Origin of the sequence: Paenibacillus sp. A3M_27_13 (assembly GCF_024213315.1) — a bacterium.
GTDB classification, from domain to species: domain Bacteria; phylum Bacillota; class Bacilli; order Paenibacillales; family Paenibacillaceae; genus Paenibacillus; species Paenibacillus polymyxa_B.
This window is the reverse complement of record NZ_JANAVE010000007.1, coordinates 1-23473: the sequence shown is the minus strand read 5'-3', so window position 1 is coordinate 23473 and position 23473 is coordinate 1. Positions and strand designations below refer to the sequence as shown.

Genomic DNA, 23473 nt, shown 5'->3' with positions numbered 1-23473 from the left:
TTTTATAAAGCGAAAAAGGTTGGGAGGAAGGTTGGAATCCATGACAGCATTTGAACAGATTTCTTCCTTTCGTGGAGGATGGGAATGGTGGGACATCAGTGCTGGGAATTGGCAAGATTCGGTCATACAGCATTTGAAGGAGAAGCTCCCAGAAGCCTCAGAATGGCTGGACAAGGTAGAGGACATTCCATCCAGCTTTATATCTGTGCGCTTTCCAGATGGCAATCAGCCCTTAATGTACGGGTCGCTGATCTACTCTGTTCAGGAGGAGATCGACAGTCAGCGCAATTGCAACAAGTTTTATTTTCTGGTCCTAAATCAGAAGTTAGTGACGTTAAATCTGGATCAAAATACCCGTGAAATCATGCACACCGCGGAACGCCAAAAAATGCTGGAACAGTGTAAGGATGCAGCTGATGGCATGTTTGTATTGGCGAGAGCCGTGCTCCATTACTTTCATACAGGTATGGATAAGTTCGAGATCAACCTGAGAAGACTGGAAGAGGACATGGAGAAAAGGAATGCTCGTACGCTGATGGATTCTATATTGAATGCACGTTTCGAGCTGTTGTATTGGAGCAATATGTTCATTCCCTTTTCAGAGCTGGTGACGGCTTCTCGGGAGGCATATCTGGATAAACTGGAGGAGAATCGTTTTTTCAAGCAGTTACTTTACCGTGTTACTCGGATGGAAGGACTTTTCCTGCATTATGAAAAGGAAATCGACACATTGATCTCCATTGACGACGCCATTTCTGCATTTAGGGGGAATGAGATTACAAAGACGCTCACCATTGTCACCGCCGTATTTACACCAGCAACTGTAGTGGGCGCTATATGGGGCATGAACTTTGAAAATCTGCCTTGGATTAAAACAGGCTGGGGTTTTACCACCGTGATTATTGCCACACTGCTAAGTATGGCGGGAATGTACGGCTGGCTGATGATGAAGGGGTGGACAGGAGACTTATTGAAGGCTAACAAGCGCAACAAATTGTAGCGGCTGACTACAGCTGTTACAATTTACAAATAAAAAACGATCCATCGTAACTGGAGGCTCTTTGAGGAGTCTGTTATCGGTTACGATGGATCGTTTTTAAATGAGATAGGAACAATTACTTAGTACCTTGGCTCATTTTGATATATCCTAATAATTCGGCGATGAAATCTCCGATGACCGGAAGATTTAATTGTACCAGGAAACTGAGCAACCAAGCGAGCAAGGCGAGTATGACCACTGTACCCAGCGTAAGGCCGAGACCACGTGCAATCCCTGCGGTCAGATTGCTCATAATTCTTCTTTTAGTGCTGGAGTAGTTCTCCAGAATATCTTTGAACTCTGCTCTTTCGAGCGTATCTGCTATTTGATCTAAGCGTTTGTTAAGCCGCTTGACCTCATGGCGCAGCTCAAAAGGATGCTCATTTACATCAAAGTCTCTCTCGTGATCATGCGTTTTAACATGATTGGGAGTAGAAGAAGCCTGCTTGGATGAAACCTCATCTGGCTGATCTTGAGCCTGTAGGGGATGAAAGGTTCTTTTGTTGTTCGCGGTAAGATCATCTCCATAGGAGTTTGGCTTGCTCATTGTCATCCCAGCCTTTCTATCATTTAAAAACAGCCAGCTTCTTGCATGCTGGCTGTTCAGTGTCTAGGGCTTATTTTTTTGTCATCTGAATGTGTAACTATTAGGAATTAGCATTCAATTGTTTCTGTGTATCCTTGGCCGCCTGAGCCGTTGCATCCATAACTTCTTTATCCGCTTTGGCCGCTTCATTAGCCACATCGGCAGAAGCTTTGGTTACGCTGGAAACGATATTGTCTTTGCTCTCGGATACCGTTTTGGCTACATCTGCTGTTTTGGTGGAAACGGTTTTGGCCAAATCTGTCGCTTTGCTGCTAACTACAGATGCCACGTCCTTTGTTTTATCGGAGACAACTGTAATTTTATCAGACAGATCACTACGCAAATCACGACCCGGCTTCGGCGCGAACAGCAGGGCTGCGGCAGCACCAATCAAACCTCCAATAAATAAACCTTTTGCAAAACCTGAAGTACCTGCCATATTTTGATTGTCAATGTTACTCATGTTATATCACTCCTCTTATAGAATAAAAAATATATATAAATGTTAGGTAGCCCTTCTTAATAGCCTGGACACAAGTCCGAGCAAGAACACGAACAATGCGGTTCCGAGTATGGCTGGAATGACTGCAAAATCTCCGATGACCGGGCCCCAGTCTCCCAATAGCATGACACCTAGCCAAGCTCCTACAAATCCAGCAATCATAGAGCCCGCAATGCCGCCAGGCATTTCATGACCAGCCAGTGCATCGCCAATCAATCCGATAATAATAGCCATTACAATACTTAGTACAATTCCCCACACAAGGATCGCCTCCCTTATCCTAAGTTCACAAAACCATAACGTTTTTAATGAAGGCTGAGCTTCGATATTGCTGAGCCTTGCTTACTTCGTATATAAACGTCGTGACCCGGAGTGAAACAAAAAGCCGTCTCGGACATTTACCAGTGGGGAGTGGAAGGAAGCTTCATGCGCGCTCGCCAATAGATCACAGGAACGGTAAACACCAGCCAAATTATACCTGCAATATAGCCACCCACAATATCTGTAGGAAAGTGAACGCCTAGATATACGCGGCTTAATCCAATCAAGAGAATCAGTAGTGCACCAAGAACACACGGAAGAAAGAGCGAACGCCCACGAATCTTTCGTTCTATGGCCCAAATGGCAAATATCATTCCGAAAAATCCCATGGAAATCATCGCATGACCGCTGGGAAAACTGTAGCCCCCGGCTTCAACCAAATGTTGAAGTGATGGGCGTTCCCGTTGCAAAATTTCTTTAATGAGCGTATTCAGCACCCACATTGCCGTAAAGCTGCTTAGGATCGCAAAGGAATAAGCTTTTGAGCGAAGACTGACCCAACACAAGGTGGCAGCACCGAGGGCGATGATTAAGGACATGCGGAATGAACCGAAAGATGTAATGAATATAGCGATGGTTAGCAGTTGGTAGCGAGCAGCTGCTGTGTCTGGAAAAATGGCATCCTGTATGCGTTCATCCCAATATAGAAAAGGAGCTGTGCCAATCCATTTCACAGAGTAGGCGACGAGAAGCAACACAGCGATCATGATAATAGATGCATACAGACTACGGCGCAAATAGCTCGGTAGGAAACGGGATGATTGGGGTTCATGAGATAGCATATGTAATAAATCTCCTCCTTATGGCTGTGATAGATTCAATTTTTCGTACTATTAACTTAACTAATAATGAACTTAAGAGCAAAACCCGACGGAGACGACAGGCTGATTGAGGCATATAAGCCCGGGGTAAAGGGAACGTATCACAGCGTTTGTAATGCCAGGGCCGGAAGTGGAATAGTCATCACGAAGCAAAGCTGCTTTACGGAACTGTAATCCATGGAGGTGTTAAGGATGATTAAAATAGTGACATCGGCAGAAAGACATACCTCAAATAAAGGGTGGATTCATAGCGAGTTTAGCTTTTCGTTTGCCGATTATGAAGATCCGAGCAATGCCCATTTTGGCTGTATGCTAGCCCATAATGATAACGAGCTTGAACCGCAGCAAGGCTTCAAAAGACATCCGCATCACGATTTGGAAATCATCACCTATGTAATTGAAGGCCAATTGCATCATAGCGACAGCTTAGGACATGAGCAGGATTTGAAAAGCGGCTCGATCCAGGTTCTGAGTGCAGGCACCGGAATTGAACATGAAGAGCGAAATACTGGGGATGAAAGACCAGTTCGTTTTTTGCAAATGTGGTTTTTACCCGAGAGTCCTGGCATTCAGCCTTCTTATCAGGTGCAAAGATTCAAGCACAGTGAACGTCTAAATAGGCTTCAGCCTGTTGTGTCTGGTTCAGAAGTGGAGGGAGCGTTATCCATCGCGCAGGATATAAATCTGTATCTGAGCAGATTGGAAAAAGGACAGCAGCTTGAATATCCGCAGCAAGAGGAGCGCCGCACCCACATCTATGTAGTTAGCGGTCATGTGGAAGTTACGTGCCAGGATGGGGATTTTCAGTTAGGGCCTGGTGATGCCGCGCGAATTCAAAAAAGCTGTACATTAAAGATACGAGCTACAGGGAATGAGGATATATCTGAACTGGTGTTAGCTGATTTGCCTTGAAGCATCCTTGAGTGAAGAAGTGTATGAAAATGCGTATATGCAATCGAAAAAATAAAGCTCGTATCCCGTTGCACGTCTGCTGAGACGACCGGAGATACGAGCTTTATTTACGCTGACAGGGCTACTATCATGAAGGCTGTTGCTCATGATGATAGGATGTAATACAGCTAAGCTGGCTGTCCTACAAGCTGATTCAGGAGGACTTGCGCAATCTGCCCAGTTCAGAAACAATAGCTTCAACCTCTGAAATGCTCAGGTTAGGCTTGCTTATCACCATATCATAGACATCATGAATGTCCTCGTATTGCTCCAGCGAGAAAGCGGATGCCTGCATAGCAGCACCACTCGCCATACGGAGTTTAGTTTTAATACCCTCAATCATATACTCAATGTTGGCATGAGACGGTACAGACAAATCCATCGTTAATTTTCCATCCTTTCATAACAGGGGAAGTTGCCTGTATTGTATCATGTTTTTGTTGTAGAATGTACTGAAAGCCAGATTACCGATATACAACCGAATCAAGGAGGATGGACAAAGTTGTCTTTGTATAATCGAGCTTCCGCACCCGGTCGCTCGTCCTTAGAACATAATGTAAAGAAAATAGATCGAGATGGACTCGCGCCGTTTTTCCGAGAAATTCATCATCAGCATGCTATAGATAAGTTGACTTTTGTTTGCATCGGTACAGATCGCTCATCGGGTGATTCACTCGGGCCACTGGTAGGCACCATGCTCAAGGAGCAAGGCTTTCCGCACGTGATTGGCACAATGACGGAGCCCTGTGATGCGGATCATCTGGTTTCATACTTGGAGTGCATTCCCCAAGATCATCATGTGATCGCCATAGATGCATGTCTTGGACAGCACGGCTCAACGGGAATGTTTCTTATTGCGCGTGAACCGCTAACTCCTGCGCGATCGGTGGGGCTGTCTCTGCCGTCTGTTGGTCATTATAGTGTTGCAGCGATTGTAAATGAGCGCAGCCCCAAACCCTATTGGACACTCCAAATGACGTCGCTTCACTTGGTCATGACAATGGCTGCGCATATTGCTAATGCGGCGGCTTATGAATTTGGTTTGAAAACAGCTTCGCAAGATTTTCCAGAGGGTTACCGTTTCAGATATTGATGGTCTGCTTAATAATATACATCAGCATTGTTCTACTTAATAATATATTCAGCTCCAATAGATTATATACAGAGAAGGAAGGGTTCCATATGGAAAAGGTATTATGCGAAGGAACGACGATCTGCTATGCCGAACAGGGAAAAGGAGAACCGATCATTTTATTGCACGGTTTTTGCGGAAGTTCCTCCTATTGGGATGAGGTTGTTCCATTGCTGTCCCAAAGCTATCGTTGTATTGTTCCAGACTTGCGTGGACACGGACGCAGCGATGCTCCACTAGGAGCCTATACTATTGATCAAATGGCAGATGATGTGCTTAAACTTCAAGAACAATTGGACATCCCTCAGGCTGCCTGGTTTGGTCACTCCCTAGGAGGCTATCTAGCCCTTTCGGCAGTGCAGAGACATGCAGAGCGCCTTACAGCCTTTGGACTGATTCATTCCACAGCTTATGCAGATACGGACGAAGGTAAAGAAAAGCGGAATAAGGCTGTATCCACCATCCAAACGGAGGGGATTACAACCTTTGTAGATGGACTTGTACCGGGGCTATTTGCTCCTGATCATGTGGAGTCGATGTCCAGCCAATTACTGAAAGTCAAAGAAATTGGCTACAAAACACCACCACAAGGAGCCGTAGGAGCATCACTGGCTATGCGCGAGCGTACTGATCGTCGGGATGTATTGTCGGCTTCTGCATTGCCGGCCCTTTTAGTAGCGGGTGAGCAGGATCAGGCGGTTCCTCCAGCGCGGACGTTTACAACAGATCGGGCCGGAGTAACTCAGGTTACCCTACCGGAAGCAGGTCACATGAGCTTGTTCGAAGCACCGGAGTTATTAGCGAACGCTATCTTGACATTATTAGAGCAGAACTTGAAAAAATAGACTAAGGGAAGCCCAAAAAACCGGAACCTTCTGAGGTGATAATCAGAAGGTTCTGGTTTTTTGTGTAGTCAATTATTTTTAGGAGTGTAAGGTGTCTAATTTATGTTGCTTTTGTTAAAGGCAAACGCTGTCGGCAAACCGTCAATACTCTCCAGATTTTTCTCATAGGCATATCTTTTAAGTGCTTCTTCTCCCATCTGAATTGAGACTTCCTTCAGCTTTTCCCGTTCGCTCGTGTATGTCATGAAGGGAACCGCAAAACCACATGAATTCTGAACCATGTGAATGTCCACAACAATGATTTGTCTTGCACCGGGAAGCGGGTTGAAGAGTGGGTACAGCTCATTCCATTGCTTAGTATCAGGCAGCGCGACGGTACCAGTACCATAGAGCTTTAGTACACTGGGAGCGCCCTCAAATGCACAAAACATGATTGTTACCCGTCCATTCTCGATAATGTGAGCGCTTGTCTCGTTGCCGCTTCCCGCCAAGTCGAGATAGGCTACCCTTTGGTCCGATAGAATACGAAAGGAATCATATCCCTTGGGGGAAAGGTTAACGTGCCCTGTCTTGGATAGCGGTGCTGATCCTACAAAGAAAATGTGCTGCCGCTGTATAAACTCTTGATGTTCCGGTAATATCGAGCTAAATTGTTTACCCAAACTCCATCATCCTTTCTCACAAAAATATTCATATAAATTTTGTTTCTAAAGAAAATAATTACTATGAATTATTTTATAGAATGTTTAAATATACTGATTATTTTTTGTTTCGTATGAAACAAAAATATCACGACACTAACAAAGAAGCAATATTGATTTTAAAAAAACTCATCATTCGCTATTCACATGATCAGCTACAAAGTACTGTACCGTAGGAATTTCACTGCCATACGTGAGCATTCTGACTTCCTGATCATTGATGTTGTTAACTGAGGGTGAAGGTTATAAGTGGTATTTCTGCATGGTAGGGCATTTGGCTTTTAGACAAGGATGTCTTACAATCAGAAGGGACAGGGTTCCTGGTTGTCTAGGCATCGGAATGAAAGGAAGGGAACGGCTTGCTTAGAAAAGATTATTTGCTCAGTATGATGGAAGAATTGACATCCGCAGTAGCATCGGTGCTCGGTCTAAGGCGTGAAAATAAACACGTCGAAGCGCTAAAACAGCTAGATGACCTGCTCAACAAGCAGTTTCGTCTTCGTTCAGATTTGCTCAGACGATTGCCGCCGGAACAAATTATTGAGCTTTTCCGATTGGGCCCTGGAATTGAAGCGGATAAGCTTCAGCAGGTGGCTCGCATTTTGGAAGAAGAAGCCGTGATTTACCTGGAAACCAGCAGAACAGACGAGGGCATACGAATCTTGATGAAATCTCTTCATTTATATTTGTACAGCGATACGAATGGCGCGACTCGTGATCTGCAGGTCTTGCCTGAACGAATAGCGTGTATCGTGAAACTGGTGCGTGAATATGAGCTTCCCCCTGAAACCAGCAAACTGTTGGCTGTTCATTACGAGCGAGAAAACAGGCTGGACGAAGCCGCCGATGTCTGGTTTGGATTGGCATGGGAGCAGCCAGAGCTGCTAGCGGAAGCGGAGACGTTTTATAGTCAATTACTGGATAAGACCAATGCAGAGCTGGAGCTGGGTGGAATTTCACGCCAGGAAGTCACCGAGGGTTTGACCGAGATCACCCAATTACATGAAAGAAAGTGAGATGTACCTTTTGGATTCACTGCGCGAACTTATATACCAATTGACCACGGGAGGATCCCTCATAACAGCGACGCTGAGTCAGCTTCGCAAACGGGAGGATGCTTCTTTTACTAAAGTGCAAATCAAACCTGTAGAATTGAAAAACAAGCTGCATTACCAGTTTGCTTTTCATTATAGCAACAAAGTCATTCATGAAAATCTGACCCCTGACGAAGCTAGTGAGCGTATGACTGCCTTGTTTGAGGACACGTTCCGCCAAGGACTTTTATGCGCCAAGGATGCAGACTACCAAGTGCTGATCAGTAAAAAATATAAAGTATCCATTCTGACAAAGTCACCGAGCAAAAGTAAAGCCGACCTGTCTCATAATCGCAAAAAGCAATATGTGCTCGAAGAAGGGGAACGAATTCCTTTCCTGATTGAGCTCGGGATAATGAATGAGGATGGTAAGGTACTGGCCCGCAAGTATGATAAGTTTCGTCAAATTAACCGGTTTCTCGAAATGGTGCAGGATGTATTGCCTAGCCTTCCGGTAGGCCGCCCATTGACGATTGTGGATTTTGGCTGTGGCAAATCGTATTTGACCTTTGCGCTGTATCACTATTTGGCTGTACAGCAAAAGCGACCATTGCAGATCGTTGGTTTGGACTTGAAGGCAGATGTCATTGAAACCTGTAATGTTCTGGCTCAAAAGCTGCAATATCGACAGTTGGAGTTTCTGGTCGGTGATATCGCAGACTATAACGAACTGGAACAGGTGGATATGGTTGTTACCTTGCACGCTTGTGATACAGCAACGGATGCGGCGCTGGAAAAGGCCGTCCGCTGGGGAGCTTCCGTCATTTTGTCGGTTCCGTGTTGCCAGCATGAGCTGTTCAGCCAACTGGAAAATCCGGTATTGGAGCCGTTGCTTTCCCATGGTATTTTAAAGGAGCGTTTTTCAGCACTGGCAACGGATGGAATCCGGGCCAAACTGCTGGATATGATGGGATATCGGACACAGCTGTTGGAATTTATCGACATGGAGCATACACCTAAAAACATTCTGATTCGTGCCGTCAAAGGGCAGGCGGGAGAACAATCCGTTCTGTGGCATGAATACACAGCATTTCGGGATTTTATTCATGCTGATCCTTATTTGGAACGCGCTTGTGCGGATTTGCTTCCCGATGGAGCAGGGAAAAAGCAGACACACAGCTAGGAATATAGTAAAAGTGGAGCCACTGCGGGGTGGCTCCACTTTTTTTGTAGTTCACGGTTCATAGTTGCAGTACGCAAACATCTATCCACCATAGGCACTTCTAAAAGCGGTGCACAAAACATCGCGATCCACCTTCCACAATGCTGCGAGCTCCTCACTGACATCTTCGTCCCACCAGTCGCATAGTAGTTTGCGGTTACTATGGTTTTCCGCAATCCAGATAAGGTGTCCGACGACCTTGCGGCAATATAGCTCCTCGCCCTGCTTGACCAGATCAGGAGCAATGTGAACAGGCAGACGTTTGCAGGTTCGATACAACTCTTTGATACATGCGCGGCGAATACCACGAGCCGTGGGTAAACGGGATTGTGAATTGTCATGTTTGGGGAATTTGCCGGGAGGCATATTGACCCCCTCCTCTCTCTCACAACTTATGCGGGCAGAGGGGCCGGGGTCACTGACCTCCCTATTTGGGCGAAGTGGCGACTTGTTCTGTCGCTGTGATACACTAATGAAAATAGAGAAACAGGCAGGGAGTGGGAAGAGAAGTGGACCAAATATCTAGTATCATTAATTATTTGTTTGAGATCATTCGTAGTCTTGGGTATTTTGGTATTATGCTAGGCTTGATGGTTGAGGTCATTCCAAGCGAAATTGTCCTCGCTTATGGTGGCTTTTTGGTATCCTCGGGTCATATTAATTTTTTTGGCGCAGTCGTTTTTGGAACGATTGGCGGGGTGCTGGCCCAGTTGTTCATTTACTGGATTGGGCGCTATGGCGGCAGACCGGTATTAGATAAGTATGGGAAATACATACTTATCAAAAAAAGTCATGTCGACCATGCTGAAGCCTGGTTTAACAAATACGGCACAGGGGTCATTTTCACAGCTCGCTTTATTCCTGTTGTGCGTCATGCCATCTCAATCCCTGCCGGGTTGGCTCGAATGAACGTATGGCGCTTTACTATTTTGACAACGCTAGCGATTATACCTTGGTCTGTTTTGTTTATATATTTAGGTATGCTGCTAGGAGACAAGTGGGAGCAAATTGACGAAGTGGCAGCACCTTACATCAAACCGATTTTGCTGGTTGCCCTTGCACTCTTGATCATTTATTTTGTTATCAAGTGGATTTTGTCCAAAAACAAAAAAGGAAGTGTATAACATGAGCCGTACTAATGTATCGCAATACTTCGGAAAGGGCTTAAGCCCTGAACAGTTTATGGAGGGCATGGAAAAGAACAAAGAAGCCTTCCGCTCTGGGTACGATCAGTTTGTATGGAATCGCGAAGAGGATCGAGAGTATTTTGAAAGCTTGAACCATCGGGATGATCTGCGCGTGCTTATTTTGGCTGCCGACTGGTGTGGGGACGTGGTGCGCAATGTGCCAGTTGTGTTCCGTGCGCTGGAGAATAGCGGGATTCCGACCGAAGTATTAATCTTGGAAAACCATCAGGCGCTGATGGATGACTTCCTGACAATGGGAGGACGTGCTGTTCCGATTGTGATTTTTGCGGATACAGGAGGTCACGTACTTGGCCACTGGGGACCACGCCCTGCACATGTCCAACAAATTATGATCGGATTCAAACGTGAAAATCCAGATCGGGAAGCTGATGATTATCAAGAAAAAATCGCAGTTGCTCGTAAAGAAATGGCTGAAAAATATGGGGAGGGAACCGAGGTCCATCCTGTAATTGTTCAGGAATTACGCGAGCTGATCTCGGGATTTTAACTTATGACGTTATCTATTCGCAGCTTTAATCTCGGTCCTCTCCAAACAAATGCTTATTTGCTTCAAGGGGATGATCCGCAGCGCGCCGTTATTATTGATCCGGGGATGAATCCGGGTCCTTTGCTCAGAGCTATTGAGCCACTGACCATTGAAGCTATCCTGCTGACTCATGCCCATTTTGACCATATCGGTGGAGTAGAGGAGATTCGCAATACCAAAGGCTGCCCGGTTTATCTGCACGCCTTGGAGCAAGACTGGCTCACATCTCCTAAGCTGAATGGTTCCTTGATGTGGCCAGAGGCATCCCCTCCGATCTCGACGGAACCTGCCGAATATGATTTGGCAGAAGGTCAGCAATTGAACCTGATCGGGCACACGTTCCGGGTTTTCCATACACCGGGCCATTCACCCGGAAGTGTCAGCTTTTTGTGCGGCAAAGATCTTTTTTCCGGGGATGTGCTATTTCGTCAGGGCGTCGGACGCACGGATCTGACGGGTGGCCGGGAACGGGATCTATACGATTCTATTCAGAACAAATTGTTTCCGCTCGGAGATGACGTTACAGTCTATTCCGGTCACGGTCCCAAAACGTCCATCGGTTATGAGAAAGCTAATAATCCGTATATCCGGTAAATGTGATGAACGTTTTCAGTAGGGGCAAAATCAAAGGTGTGACAGGTTTTGCCCCATTTCGACAACAAATTATAAATTATGTATAGACAAAGGTTTTTATTTTTGTTAACATAAATTTATTAAAGTTACATACTAAACTCGCGAAGCACGCAAGCTGTGGATGAATCCCGGTTTGCGTTCTTTTTTTTGCCCATTAAGAGGATAAAGAGGCATGAGGCCGTCAGATCACAAGGGGGAGCAAGAATGAAAAGAAAACATATATTTGGGGTACAACGTGAGATTGGAGGTAGTTTCCGTGTTCCCAATATAATAGATATTGAAGATTCTGTGGTAGGTTCCGAGCCGAAGATCATGACTTGGAAAAAGGTGAAACGACGGAGCGGAATCCCTTCACAAAACTGGCATGTGAGGCTGAATGAACACAGGTTGGGACGTGGAGACGGTCGATTATGAAGATACATAGATGATATAGACAAGCTACTTTTTTTTTAGTAGACTTAGCAGATAAGTTCAGACAAACGGGGGGGGCTAACGATGCATCATTTAGGAGCTAGAATTATGATCGTCGCGGATGCTTTTGAGCAGAATCTTCCTGTGGGCGAACATGGTTATATCATTGCTTACGACCGTAATGCGGACAATGCTTTTGACTATGTCATTCGCGTACCGAAGGTGAACCGCAACTTTTTTGTACCATCCGGGGACATCGAGCTGGAAGAGAGTATTCTCAAGCTGGAAGCCGAGCGGATTGAGCGTGAAGCGCTGATAGATTACGCCCTTGCTACTCATAATGAGAAACTGTTCAAGCATGTAATGAACGGAGGTCTTGATTCGGTAGAGACTGAAGAGGAAGAAGAAACCGCGGCAGAGTTGTTGTCACAGGCTGATTTTATCAGACAAGTCAATTTGCGTGCTTGGATATAGGAGTCGGCTACTGCCGACTCTTTTTAAAAATATATAATGGGCACAATCTCAGCTCCTATAGTTTTCTCGAAAGAGCACCGAGAGGTGCTTTTTTTATATCCTTTTAGCAACATTTACCTCATTGATGTACAGTTTGCTTCTGTACCGCGTCAAAGATTGAATTGTAAAGGGTTCTATCCTATAATTAAAAACGTTATTTCGAAGTTCGGTGCAGCATTTTTTAATATCAGGATTTTGCAAAATTCAATTCCAGTCGCTCCGAAGTGCAATATATAGATGAACTAAACCATTTTGATCTATATCTTGCTCATTGGAAGCCGCCTATAGGATTTTTTGCAAAATCCTCATATACATGAGGAGGGTTTTGTATGAACATTTCCACGGAAGATGTCCGTCACGTAGCCAAGCTGTCCAGGTTGAATCTGACCGCGGCTGAGGAAGAAACGATGACAGGACAATTAAACGCCATTCTCCATTATGCGGAGAAGCTGAATGAGCTGGATACGGAGCAGGTAAAACCGACCACTCATGTGCTGCACGTCAGCAATGTCATGCGAGACGACGAAGTTCGCGAAAGTTTGACACATGAGCAAGTGATGCGCAATGCACCTGAAGAAGAAGACGGACAGTTTAAGGTTCCTGCTGTTCTGGAATAGATCTCATATTTGAAAGGAGGATGCAAATTGAGCTTGTTCAATAACACATTGCCCGAGATACATAACAAGCTGCATCAAAAGGAAATTTCCGTGAGTGATCTGGTGGGACACGCTCTGGAGACGATTGGTGCGCGGGAAGACAAGATCAGAGCTTATATTACCGTTGACGAGGAACAGGCCCGTGCATCCGCACGTCAGTTGGATGATCAGCTGATTTCCGGAGAGGAAAGAGGGCTATTGTTTGGCCTGCCGGTTGGTATTAAGGATAATATCGTGACAGAAGGGCTGCGTACAACATGTGGCAGTCAGTTTTTGAAAAATTTTGATCCCGTTTACGATGCCACAGTTGTTAGCAAGTTACGCGCAGCGCAAACCGTGACACTCGGTAAAATGAACATGGACGAATTCGCCATGGGCGGCTCTAACGAGAACTCCAGCTTTTTCCCTGCACGTAACCCTTGGGATTTAGAACGTGTTCCCGGCGGTTCCAGTGGCGGCTCAGCTGCGGCTGTTGCAGCGGGTGAGGCTTATTTCACACTCGGTTCGGATACAGGTGGTTCCATTCGCCAGCCTGCTTCTTACTGCGGTGTAGTTGGCCTGAAACCAACCTATGGTCTAGTATCCCGTTTTGGACTGGTGGCTTTTGCCTCCTCTTTAGACCAAATTGGACCCATTACTAAAAATGTTCAGGATTCAGCCTATGTCCTACAAGCCATTGCAGGTTATGACCAGAAGGACTCCACTTCTGCGAAGGTAGACATTCCTGATTATTTGAACGCTTTAACCGGGGATGTAAAAGGACTTCGTATCGCTGTGCCTAAAGAGTATCTTGGTGAGGGCGTCGATCCTCAGGTCAAGGAAAAGGTGCTGGATGCACTGAAAACGCTGGAAGGACTGGGTGCTGTTTGGGAAGAAGTGTCTCTCCCTCACACAGAATATGCGGTAGCTACATATTACCTGCTGGCTTCATCCGAAGCGTCATCCAATCTGGCCCGTTTTGACGGCGTGCGCTATGGTGTGCGTTCTGACAATCCGGACAACCTGCTTGATCTATACCATCAGTCCCGTACGCAGGGGTTTGGTCCCGAGGTGAAGCGTCGGATTATGCTGGGTACCTATGCACTCAGCTCCGGGTACTACGATGCCTATTATTTGAAAGCTCAAAAAGTGCGCACACTGATTAAACAGGATTTTGATCGTGTATTTGAACAATATGATGTGATTATCGGACCTACTGCACCGACAACTGCTTTCAAAATCGGCTCGCAAGTGGACGATCCATTAACAATGTATTTGAACGATATTTTGACGATTCCGGTAAGCTTGGCTGGTGTGCCAGCCATCAGCATTCCGTGTGGTCTTGCGGATGGAATGCCAGTCGGACTACAAATTATCGGAAAAGCCTTTGACGAGTCTTCCGTGCTACGCGTAGCTCATGCTTTTGAACAAAATACCGAATTTCACAAGCAGCGTCCGCAGCTGTAATTTGCCAAAAAGGAGGGAACCTATTCATGTCTACAACTACATCCAAATATGAGACGGTCATCGGACTTGAAGTGCACGTGGAGTTGCATACGAAGTCTAAAATATTCTGTGGATGCTCGACATCCTTCGGAGCACCACCCAACTCTCATACATGTCCGGTCTGTCTCGGTCATCCAGGGGTGCTGCCGGTATTGAACCGTCAGGCCGTTGATTATGCGATGAAAGCAGCAATGGCGCTGAATTGCACCATTGCTGATGTGAGCAAGTTTGACCGCAAGAACTATTTTTACCCCGACTCACCTAAGGCTTACCAAATCTCACAATACGATCAACCCATTGGCGAAAATGGCTGGATTGATATTGAAGTGAATGGTGAGACAAAGCGTATCGGTATTACCCGACTGCATCTGGAAGAAGACGCAGGGAAATTAACACATGTTGATGGTGGCTACGCATCTTTGGTCGATTTTAACCGGGTCGGCACACCATTGGTCGAGATCGTTTCGGAGCCGGAAATATCTTCGCCGGAAGAAGCCAAGGCCTATCTGGAAAAAATACGTGCCATTATGCAGTATTGTGACGTATCCGATGTGAAGATGGAGGAAGGATCACTTCGCTGCGACGCGAATATCAGCCTTCGTCCGCATGGACAAAAAGAGCTGGGAACTAAAGCGGAACTGAAAAACATGAACTCCTTCCGTGGCGTACAGCGCGGACTGGAATATGAACAGTTCCGCCAGGAGCAGACGCTGGACGAAGGCGGAACGATTGTACAGGAGACACGTCGTTGGGATGAAGCGCAAGGTAAAACTTTATCCATGCGTGGTAAGGAACAGGCCCATGACTATCGTTATTTCCCAGACCCGGATCTCGTTACACTGCATATAGATGAGGAATGGAAAGAACGCATTCGTGCTTCGATTCCTGAATTGCCTGACCAGCGTAAAGCACGCTACACTTCGGAATATGGATTACCTGAGTATGATGCCCAGGTGATTACGTCCTCCAAGCCATTGGCCGATTTGTTCGAGGATAGCCTTCAATTCACCAAGGATGCCAAAGCAGTATCCAACTGGATTATGGGGGATTTACTCGGTTATTTGAACAGTGCCGGTGTGGAGCTGTCGCAGGTTAAATTGACCGGACGGGGCTTGGGTGAAATGATCGGACTGCTGGAGAAGGGAACGATCAATAGCAAAATCGCTAAAACGGTCTTCAAGGAAATGCTGGAAAGTGATAAACTGCCACAGCAAATTGTTGAAGAAAAAGGACTTGTACAAATCAGTGATGAGGGTGCAATCCTGACGATTGTCGAACAAGTTGTAGCAGCTAACCCGCAATCGGTCGAAGATTACAAAGCTGGCAAGCAAAAGGCCATCGGCTTCCTAGTCGGTCAAGTGATGAAGGAGAGCAAGGGGAAGGCAAACCCTGGTCTTGCTAATAAGTTGCTGACGGAAGTGCTGAACCGCTAATGGCATAGATTTGACAGGGGCTTGTCTTTTAGGGACAGGCCCCTTTTGCATAGACGCTGAGAACGGTTGGCGCGAACAAGCTTTAGAATCCTGATGGCATTTTATAAGTTTCCTTAGGAGGGAAAACAGCATGGTTACCCTATGTTCATTGGAAGATGATGATATCGTCAGTCAGATATGGCGTCTACAGCACGTTGCCTATAGGTTGGAAGCTGAGCTGATTGGGTTTGATGAGATTCCTCCACTGATGGATACATTGGATACGCTGAAAAGCTGTGGAGAGTCTTTTTATGGGTGGCTGGAGGACGGTGAATTGCTAGGAGCACTGGCTGTGCAGTCTGAGTCGCCCGATTCGCTTACCCTTACACGTATGATGGTTCACCCGGATCATTTTCGTAAAGGCATTGCGGACTCTTTAATGAAGCATGTTTTGAGTGAATATCAAAATATCCCGTTGTTTATCGTCTCTACAGGAACCTTAAATACTCCTGCGGTGACATTATATCGAAAACATGGCTTTCGCCCCGTATCTGCGGCCGAGGTCGCCCCAGGCGTGGAATTAACCACCTACCATCTGCATAAGGTGGAATAGCATTGAGATATCATTAAATTGGCATTAAAAATGCACATAAGCCCACAAACCGCGCCCCCGGAGTGGGAAGCACGACATAACCGGGAGGAGAGACTCGAATGAATAATCCGTGGATTATAGACGATTCACATATCATTTTACGGCTTTTACTGTCCATGCTTCTCGGTGGATTCATTGGTTTTGAACGCGAACGTTCCAATCACGCAGCTGGTTTGAGGACTCATATTATGGTCAGTCTTGGTTCGACGCTGATTATGCTACTCTCCATTTACGGCTTTGCCGATTTCATTAAAGAAGTTAATGTACGCATAGATCCCGCTCGTTTGGCTACGGCTGTGATCACTGGCGTAGGCTTTTTGGGTGCAGGGACGATTATGTTCACAGGTAAATCCATTACCGGACTAACGACTGCGGCTTCCATTTGGGTCGTGGCTGCTATTGGCCTTGGGGTGGGAGCAGGCTTTTATTTCCCGTCTATAGCGGCGACAGTGCTCGTATTTTTAAATTTATGGGTGTTTAACAAAGTTGAACTTCGGTATATGCGTGGACGCAAGCGTCATCTTATTACATTGTACGGATTGTCCTCTCACGGACTGCTGGAGCAGATTTCGACTTATTTAGAGCAAGAAAAAGTGGAAATACGTAAAATAATGATTAAAGAACATGAAAATGTCCCATTTCACGAATTACACCCAGATCGGCAGAGTATGGAAGTTTCCCTAGAGGTGCTGGCCCGTCATGATTTTAATCCCGTACGTATTGCAGCTGATTTACGACAATGGGAAGATATAGCTGCTGTCTCCGTCGAGTAATAGTCTCCCTTTTTTTAACAGTTACTCTTAAATCCGATTGGGGTACTATGTAAGCATCGAAGTATTTTCAGCGGAGCCACGCATGGGATTCAAAGGGGAGGATGGCATGAACTCGGAACAACCGTTACCGTCTGGAGAGACTGGACAGCTACAAGCGTCGGAACAGCGGGAACAGCCCAGACAGGGGAAACGTCTAAAATACGCTAAATTTCGCAAAGTGATTGCTATTATCATGGCGGCATTGTTACCCGGACTGGGACATCTTTTTTTAGGACTGTTTATTAGGGGGCTTAGTTTTATTGTATTGCTCCTGCTAGATATTTTTGCGATGTTGTATGTTTCCTCTGACGGCTTGAGGATCAACATTCCATTACTTATTTTGCTTGGATTGTTCATACCCGTTTTATATTTTTATAATGTATATGATGTCTTACAGTCAGCAGATTACATGGTTCGTTATCGGCGTAAGCCAGATCGTTATGCACGAATGGATGCTAGAGGCCAGCAAAGTAGTCCTTTTTATGCATGGGAGAGAGGCTTTGCTTTTGCTGTGCTAATGGTGGCAGGCGGTGGACTTATGATTTTGTTTCGCATGAAACCTCGCTGGTTGAGTAATTTCTTTGAGGATTATGGATTCCTTACGCTGGCCATTTTATTAATGATGATCGGTTTATTCCTTTTTCTAAGGGAAGCCTTTCTGAACTTTAAGCGTAAAAAGTTGAAAGAAAGAGGGTGAAGCTGGCGTGCACCGCAAAATAAGAGTCGGGCGCTACACCTCTTCGCTTCTGTTGATGGCTGTAGGCATTTTGCTTATTGTAGATGTGTTTCAAAATACTGAATATATGCTTCAGCTCCTCGTTTGGTGGCCCGTAATCTTTGTGCTTTGGGGACTGGAGTATCTGATTTTTTTTGCCATGTACTATTGGAAAGAAGGCAAGTCTGACAACGGAAGGCGATTCAGACCTGACCTAAAGGGGATTCTGTCCGCTTTGGTAGTGGCAGCCTCGGTTTTTATCGTGACCCAGCAAAATCATTATATGTATCTGTGGAACCGGGTCAGTCTCAATCTGACGTCAGCCTCTATGGATTTTAGCCAGGCTAAAGAGAATCGGTATGATATGGGTGGTATGCTGGTACCTGTAACTATGCAGACGTCCGATTTAGTAGTTGATTCGGTTAATGGTGATGTAACACTGATCAGACGGCCTGTGTCCAATATAGAGGTACGAGGGACTCTATGGGTGGATCAAGCGCCTGCTGCCGAAGCGGACAAGATTGCTCAAGCTTCTTCACTGACTTCTACCGACGGCAAGACTATCCAGATTCGTCCGGAGGCAAAGTCGTACGGAGCATCAAGCAAACGTCAGCCTCGTGTGAACATGCTGATCACCGTGCCGGAGGACCGGCGGTTCAATGTGCAGATTAGAACCTCCAACGGGAATATTTCCTTGAATGGAGTTGATGCAATTGACAGCATTCGGCTTGAGAGCGGTAATGGAAATCTCACTGTTAATGACGCTATCGGCAATGTCAAGGGAGGCACGCTGAACGGTCAGGTTAAATTGCATCGGATTTCTGGAGATGTGGATGTGCGCACGAACCGTGGCGACATGCAAGCAGGCGATATTGAAGGAGCTGTGACACTGCACACCATGGTAGGTGATATTCAGCTCGCTCGTTCGGAAGGGGACATCACCGTAGATACTCAGAATGGTGACATGAATGTGCTGAATTCTACAGCCAAGCTGAATGCAAATTCGCTTAATGGCTCTATCAAAGTGCATAGCGAGCAGATAGGCGGAGATTGGAAAATATACAGTGCTGTCGGTGATATCGTATTGGATCTTCCGTCGAATGGAGATTTTCAGTTAGAGGGTTCAAGCAGTTATGGTAATCTTCAATCCGATTTTCCATTTAAAATAGACAGTAAAAGTATTTCAGGCCAAAACGGGACAGGCAAGTATGCGATCAACGTAGAGGGCAACAGTAATTTAACCATTAAAAAGTTACTGATGCCGTCGTTACCCGACTTGGATGATTCCGGGGGTACGACTGCGCCCGATACATCTGAAAGCTCTGCGGCTGAACCGGGAGCTTCTGAGACAGATACCTCTATAGGAATATCCGGCGACAATACGGCGCGTTGACAAGAAACTTGAGTAGACCGTACAATGTGAGTAGGTTTAGAAGTGAATTGTAAATAGATGCGTGGTAATTGATAGGATCGTAAGTAAGGGATAAGGCGGTGGACATATATGGCAGCACGCGTCCAGCATGCTTTGGAACTTCTGAAGAAGACAGGTGTACGCATAACACCCCAGCGTCATGCCATATTAAACTATTTAATGGAAACTATGGGGCACCCGACTGCAGATGAAATATATCGAGCGCTTGAGTCCAAGTTTCCAAGTATGAGTGTGGCTACGGTTTATAATAACTTAAAGATGTTTATAGAAGCGGGTATGGTACATGAGTTGACCTATGGAGATAACGCCAGTCGTTATGATGCCAATATTTCGGAGCACTATCACATCATTTGCGAAAAATGCGGAAAGATTGAAGATTTCAGTTATCCGTATTTGGCCGATGTGGAACGCCATGCCGCGTTGGAAACAGGCTTCGAGGTGCATGGACATCGTATGGAGTTACACGGAGTATGCAAAGCTTGTAGTAACAAACAAACGTAACGAAACAAGGAATAGAAGTTTTTTGTGCGGTATGTATATATTGTAATGGATTGGAAACGTGAGGAATTCCCCATAAGCGGGGATTTACCGCGTTTTTTTGTTTAAATCACTTTATTTTTGTTTTAAGTAATCTGTTGAGGTTACAAAATACGGAAATTCAAAGTTCATACAATGGAGGTTCAATATTGGCCAGAAATCATTCCAGACGCCGCCGTAAACGTTCACGATTCAAAGGAGCGGCAAGCCTGCTATTATTTGCAGCGATTATATGTGCAATTACTGTCGTATGGTTTGGCAATCCCCTTCACGAGAAACCCGATTGGCAGGGCAGTGTCCGTCCTATTTTTATGCAGGGAAAGTTGACTGGGTATGAAGCTCAGAGCTCCGGCAAGAACATGCTGATGCCGCTTAAATTGGTGCAAAGTAAAATTGATCCTACGGTTCGCTACGAGGATGACAGCCAAACCGTCATTATGGCGACGAGACAAAACCTGCTCTATATGAAGGTTTCGAAGGCACAAGGGGAACTGAATGGTAAAACATATGCGCTGAGCGCAACCCCTCAGGTAATCAGTGGAGAGGTATATATCCCGATAGAGGCTGTACGTGAAGTATACGGCGTTTCTATACACGAAGACCCTGTGACTGGTGCTGTCATCCTAATGAAGGCTGGAGAGAAGGTCAGGCTGGGGAGTGTGGAAAAGAAGGATGGCTCACAGGATGCTAGAATCGCCTTACGTAAAGAAGCCTCTAGCCTATCTTTCATTTTGACAGATATATCTCAACGGACGAAGGTGCGTATTTGGTCCAAACAGGGCGATTGGTATTTTGTTCAGTTAGACAATGGTTATGCGGGATACATTAAGTCAGACCATGTCGCTGAAGGAGAAGAGCTTGTGATCCCTTCGGTTAAGGACGATTTGTCCATCTCGGAAAAACATTGGGAGGATAGATCGGTAAACCTCGCTTGGGAAGCTGTCTATAATCGCAAGCCCGATCCTTCCAAGTTTGATCCTATGCCTGGAGTAAACGTGGTGAGCCCTACGTGGTTCAGTGTCGTCGATCATGAAGGCACTGTAGAAAGCAAGGCAGATCCTGCCTATGTCAGTTGGGCACATCGCAAGGGGATGGAGGTTTGGGGCTTGTTGAGCAACAGCTTTAATCCCGAATTAACAACTGAAGCTTTGTCCACCTTTGAACGTCGAAAGTCGATTGTAGATCAGATGATTTCACTAGCCCTAGAAAATGATCTGGACGGTATTAATATTGACTTTGAAAATGTTCATACGAAGGATGGCCCAAATGTCACCCAATTTTTGCGGGAACTTAAACCGATGGCTCGGGAACACGATTTGATACTATCCATTGATGTAACGCCTAAATCTCAAAGTGAGATGTGGTCAGCTTTTTTAGATCGAAAATCATTAGGCACCATCACAGATTACCTCATGGTAATGGCATATGATGAACATTGGGCGGCTAGTCCAAAGGCTGGTTCTGTCGCCTCGCTACCATGGACGGAAGCGTCAATTAAGCGAATTATTCAGGAAGATGAAGTGCCGCCTCAAAAAGTGGTTTTAGGTATTCCATTATATACTCGCGTGTGGTCCGAGACTCCCAAAGAAGGGAAGATTAAGGTCACCTCCAAATCACTTGGTATGGAGGCAGCAGCGGATATCATAGCCAAATTTAAGTTGAAGCCTAAGTTTAGAGCTTCCGAAGGTCAAAATTATGTTGAGTATACAGAAGATGGTGTGGTCAAAAAGATTTGGCTGGAGGATCAGGTATCTCTGGAGGCAAGAGTAGAACTTGCCAAATCGCTGAAGCTTGGAGGAATTGGTGTGTGGAATCGAACTTTTGCTGATGCAAACGCTTGGGTAACACTGAAAAAAATAAGTGAATAAGATAAAAATTTATACAATTGAAGAAGGAAGTCTCTTATTTATGTAGAAATGATCACATGTATCCAAATATCCAATTTGCGGTCATAGCCGCCTTGCAGATATGGAGGGAGAAGTGCAGCTAACCAAATTAAACCTGATGTATGATGAATTGTTGCAGGAAGATTCGATAGGTGTTATTTCGTATAGAAAGCCGGGAGAGTATTTTCACGGTTCGATGTTGTATGACTTTGATGAACTCATTCTAATTATTGGAGAAGGCACCAAGCCAGTTCGTTCTATTCAACACTTATTTATGAATGGATTAAGATGCCAAGTGTTGTATGCAACGCTCAGTTGTCTGAAGGAATGGATTATCGCTGGTGAACAAGCCAACATTATAGATTATGTGCTAGAAGGTCGTATTGTCTGGGAACGGGATGACAGGGTCCGTCTTTTAAGACAGGAAATTGTTGATTTTAACGATCCACTGCGGGAGCAGAAGCGATTTCATGAGTTCTCCCGCTTTCTGGTCAATTACGTTCATGGTAAAAGAGCGGTGCGAGAAGGGCGGATCATTGACGCTTATCAAAGTGTTCTGAAAGCATTGGATCATTGGGCATCTATTGAACTCATTGAACGGGGGATTTATCCAAAGATTCACTTATGGGTTCAGGTACGGCCTCTGGATCGAACGATTGACAAATTGTATAACGAACTCACATTAAGTACGGAAACCTTGGAACAACGGGTTGAACTAGTACTGCTTGCTTGTGAATTTTCAGTTATGTCAAAAATGGAGGAGTGCTCATCTCCGCTATTCCGTATATTAGGCAGCAGACGGGAACCTTGGTCTATAAATGAACTTATTAACCATCCTGAGCTAAAGAATCTCCAATTGGATCTTACCGTCGTGCTCCGTAAACTGGTATATCGTTCACTTATTAGAGAAACAGCTGCCGGGGATTTTAGGGAGCGTGGACAAAATCGTGAACTGCGTTACTCCCTTATTTGATGTGCAGGGGTTGATTTGTCAGGAAGAAAGGTTGTTAAACCGACTTTTCTTCCTTTTTTTGTACGTGATTTAGTATTTATAAATAGTTAAAAAATATAAATTATCAATTTAGGTTGACGAGTATATAAAATATGTGATAAGTTATAACTCGCCCCATTAAGCAGCATGAATAATTTTGAACTGTTTAAAGCAGGATAAACGTGTTGCATCAAGCAGAAAAATGAATTTTCAAAAAAAAGCTTGACGAAAAATGAGGTTATGTGTTACATTATTTAAGTCGCCGCTGAGACGCGGTGGTGAAACAAAGTAAGACAAAATGCAGATTTGATCTTTGAAAACTGAACAACGAGTGAGTAAAACGATTTTGTTCGCAAAATCAAACAAGAGATATTTTTATCTCGTCAGTTTCAAAATGAGCTTATCGCTCTTTCTATAAACCAACTTCGGTTGGTCTTTAATGGAGAGTTT

At 45.3% G+C, this 23473-nt stretch carries 28 protein-coding genes; 21 read left to right on the top strand and 7 right to left on the bottom strand.

Features of this window, described 5'->3' with window-relative positions:
* Positions 1 to 40: 40 nt before the first annotated feature.
* Positions 41 to 1000, top strand: coding sequence for a magnesium transporter CorA family protein (locus NLX82_RS20620; RefSeq protein ID WP_254349000.1), 960 nt, complete (start codon positions 41 to 43; stop codon positions 998 to 1000).
* Between the two features lie 115 nt (positions 1001 to 1115).
* Here the strand turns inward: NLX82_RS20620 and NLX82_RS20615 are convergent, their stop codons facing one another.
* The 4 genes from NLX82_RS20615 to NLX82_RS20600 form a co-directional block, all read right to left on the bottom strand.
* The gene (locus NLX82_RS20615) at positions 1116 to 1592 is read right to left on the bottom strand and encodes a DUF5665 domain-containing protein (protein ID WP_254348999.1); all 477 of its coding nucleotides are present in this window, start codon (positions 1590 to 1592) and stop codon (positions 1116 to 1118) included.
* 94 nt (positions 1593 to 1686) lie between these two features.
* On the bottom strand, positions 1687 to 2088 hold the full coding sequence (locus NLX82_RS20610) for a YtxH domain-containing protein (protein WP_068938232.1): 402 nt from the start codon (positions 2086 to 2088) through the stop codon (positions 1687 to 1689).
* Between the two features lie 42 nt (positions 2089 to 2130).
* Entirely contained in the window at positions 2131 to 2388 is a 258-nt protein-coding gene (locus NLX82_RS20605; RefSeq protein WP_013311925.1) for a GlsB/YeaQ/YmgE family stress response membrane protein, read from the bottom strand.
* 137 nt (positions 2389 to 2525) lie between these two features.
* The gene (locus NLX82_RS20600; protein ID WP_254348998.1) at positions 2526 to 3230 is read right to left on the bottom strand and encodes a phosphatase PAP2 family protein; all 705 of its coding nucleotides are present in this window, start codon (positions 3228 to 3230) and stop codon (positions 2526 to 2528) included.
* A gap of 231 nt (positions 3231 to 3461) precedes the next feature.
* Between NLX82_RS20600 and NLX82_RS20595 the strand changes: the two genes are divergently transcribed.
* Positions 3462 to 4181: a pirin family protein gene (locus tag NLX82_RS20595; protein ID WP_254348997.1), complete on the top strand. Its 720-nt coding sequence runs from the start codon at positions 3462 to 3464 to the stop codon at positions 4179 to 4181.
* A gap of 193 nt (positions 4182 to 4374) precedes the next feature.
* On the opposite strand, the gene NLX82_RS20590 is transcribed toward NLX82_RS20595, so the two are convergent.
* Positions 4375 to 4602, bottom strand: coding sequence for a DUF1128 domain-containing protein (locus tag NLX82_RS20590; RefSeq protein WP_013373034.1), 228 nt, complete (start codon positions 4600 to 4602; stop codon positions 4375 to 4377).
* A gap of 120 nt (positions 4603 to 4722) precedes the next feature.
* Between NLX82_RS20590 and yyaC the strand changes: the two genes are divergently transcribed.
* On the top strand, positions 4723 to 5313 hold the full coding sequence (gene yyaC, locus NLX82_RS20585) for a spore protease YyaC (protein WP_254348996.1): 591 nt from the start codon (positions 4723 to 4725) through the stop codon (positions 5311 to 5313).
* 89 nt (positions 5314 to 5402) lie between these two features.
* Entirely contained in the window at positions 5403 to 6197 is a 795-nt protein-coding gene (locus NLX82_RS20580; protein ID WP_254348995.1) for an alpha/beta fold hydrolase, read from the top strand.
* A gap of 95 nt (positions 6198 to 6292) precedes the next feature.
* Here the strand turns inward: NLX82_RS20580 and NLX82_RS20575 are convergent, their stop codons facing one another.
* Positions 6293 to 6859 carry a pyridoxamine 5'-phosphate oxidase family protein gene (locus NLX82_RS20575; RefSeq protein WP_053326079.1) on the bottom strand — a complete coding sequence of 189 codons (567 nt, stop codon included), beginning with the start codon at positions 6857 to 6859 and terminating at the stop codon, positions 6293 to 6295.
* A gap of 398 nt (positions 6860 to 7257) precedes the next feature.
* Here NLX82_RS20575 and NLX82_RS20570 point away from each other — a divergent pair, with 398 nt between their 5' ends.
* Positions 7258 to 7914: a DUF6483 family protein gene (locus tag NLX82_RS20570; RefSeq protein ID WP_103050297.1), complete on the top strand. Its 657-nt coding sequence runs from the start codon at positions 7258 to 7260 to the stop codon at positions 7912 to 7914.
* Entirely contained in the window at positions 7901 to 9115 is a 1215-nt protein-coding gene (locus NLX82_RS20565) for a class I SAM-dependent methyltransferase (protein WP_254348994.1), read from the top strand. Before NLX82_RS20570 ends, NLX82_RS20565 begins: the two co-directional genes overlap by 14 nt.
* A gap of 81 nt (positions 9116 to 9196) precedes the next feature.
* Here NLX82_RS20565 and NLX82_RS20560 read toward each other — a convergent pair whose 3' ends face one another.
* Positions 9197 to 9520 carry a hypothetical protein gene (locus NLX82_RS20560; protein ID WP_023990260.1) on the bottom strand — a complete coding sequence of 108 codons (324 nt, stop codon included), beginning with the start codon at positions 9518 to 9520 and terminating at the stop codon, positions 9197 to 9199.
* Positions 9521 to 9663: 143 nt separating this feature from the next.
* On the opposite strand from NLX82_RS20560, the gene uptA reads away from it, so the two are divergent.
* The 15 genes from uptA (at position 9664) to NLX82_RS20485 (ending at position 23005) form a co-directional block, all read left to right on the top strand.
* A complete protein-coding gene (uptA, locus tag NLX82_RS20555) occupies positions 9664 to 10278 on the top strand; it encodes an undecaprenyl phosphate transporter UptA (RefSeq protein ID WP_013311915.1) in 615 nt (204 codons plus the stop codon).
* Position 10279: 1 nt separating this feature from the next.
* Positions 10280 to 10849 (top strand): thioredoxin family protein, encoded by a 570-nt coding sequence (locus NLX82_RS20550; protein WP_013311914.1) that lies wholly within the window; start codon positions 10280 to 10282, stop codon positions 10847 to 10849.
* Positions 10850 to 10852: 3 nt separating this feature from the next.
* On the top strand, positions 10853 to 11482 hold the full coding sequence (locus NLX82_RS20545) for an MBL fold metallo-hydrolase (RefSeq protein WP_023990259.1): 630 nt from the start codon (positions 10853 to 10855) through the stop codon (positions 11480 to 11482).
* 243 nt (positions 11483 to 11725) lie between these two features.
* Positions 11726 to 11935, top strand: a complete 210-nt coding sequence (locus tag NLX82_RS20540) for a hypothetical protein (RefSeq protein WP_023990258.1) — start codon at positions 11726 to 11728, stop codon at positions 11933 to 11935.
* A gap of 81 nt (positions 11936 to 12016) precedes the next feature.
* Positions 12017 to 12406, top strand: a complete 390-nt coding sequence (locus NLX82_RS20535; protein WP_013311911.1) for a hypothetical protein — start codon at positions 12017 to 12019, stop codon at positions 12404 to 12406.
* A 368-nt stretch (positions 12407 to 12774) separates the two neighbouring features.
* Positions 12775 to 13062 (top strand): Asp-tRNA(Asn)/Glu-tRNA(Gln) amidotransferase subunit GatC, encoded by a 288-nt coding sequence (gene gatC / locus NLX82_RS20530; protein WP_013311910.1) that lies wholly within the window; start codon positions 12775 to 12777, stop codon positions 13060 to 13062.
* Between the two features lie 27 nt (positions 13063 to 13089).
* Positions 13090 to 14547, top strand: a complete 1458-nt coding sequence (gene gatA, locus NLX82_RS20525) for an Asp-tRNA(Asn)/Glu-tRNA(Gln) amidotransferase subunit GatA (RefSeq protein ID WP_023990257.1) — start codon at positions 13090 to 13092, stop codon at positions 14545 to 14547.
* A 26-nt stretch (positions 14548 to 14573) separates the two neighbouring features.
* Positions 14574 to 16019 (top strand): Asp-tRNA(Asn)/Glu-tRNA(Gln) amidotransferase subunit GatB, encoded by a 1446-nt coding sequence (gene gatB / locus NLX82_RS20520; RefSeq protein ID WP_013311908.1) that lies wholly within the window; start codon positions 14574 to 14576, stop codon positions 16017 to 16019.
* 130 nt (positions 16020 to 16149) lie between these two features.
* Positions 16150 to 16611 carry a GNAT family N-acetyltransferase gene (locus tag NLX82_RS20515; RefSeq protein ID WP_028541861.1) on the top strand — a complete coding sequence of 154 codons (462 nt, stop codon included), beginning with the start codon at positions 16150 to 16152 and terminating at the stop codon, positions 16609 to 16611.
* A 98-nt stretch (positions 16612 to 16709) separates the two neighbouring features.
* Positions 16710 to 17423, top strand: a complete 714-nt coding sequence (locus NLX82_RS20510; RefSeq protein ID WP_028541862.1) for an MgtC/SapB family protein — start codon at positions 16710 to 16712, stop codon at positions 17421 to 17423.
* A gap of 82 nt (positions 17424 to 17505) precedes the next feature.
* Positions 17506 to 18159 (top strand): hypothetical protein, encoded by a 654-nt coding sequence (locus NLX82_RS20505; RefSeq protein ID WP_254348993.1) that lies wholly within the window; start codon positions 17506 to 17508, stop codon positions 18157 to 18159.
* A 7-nt stretch (positions 18160 to 18166) separates the two neighbouring features.
* Positions 18167 to 19570 (top strand): DUF4097 family beta strand repeat-containing protein, encoded by a 1404-nt coding sequence (locus tag NLX82_RS20500; protein WP_254348992.1) that lies wholly within the window; start codon positions 18167 to 18169, stop codon positions 19568 to 19570.
* Between the two features lie 108 nt (positions 19571 to 19678).
* Positions 19679 to 20110: a Fur family transcriptional regulator gene (locus NLX82_RS20495; RefSeq protein ID WP_013311903.1), complete on the top strand. Its 432-nt coding sequence runs from the start codon at positions 19679 to 19681 to the stop codon at positions 20108 to 20110.
* 185 nt (positions 20111 to 20295) lie between these two features.
* Positions 20296 to 22014, top strand: a complete 1719-nt coding sequence (locus NLX82_RS20490; RefSeq protein ID WP_254348991.1) for a glycosyl hydrolase family 18 protein — start codon at positions 20296 to 20298, stop codon at positions 22012 to 22014.
* Between the two features lie 112 nt (positions 22015 to 22126).
* A complete protein-coding gene (locus NLX82_RS20485) occupies positions 22127 to 23005 on the top strand; it encodes a nucleotidyltransferase-like protein (protein WP_023990251.1) in 879 nt (292 codons plus the stop codon).
* Positions 23006 to 23473 lie beyond the last annotated feature (468 nt).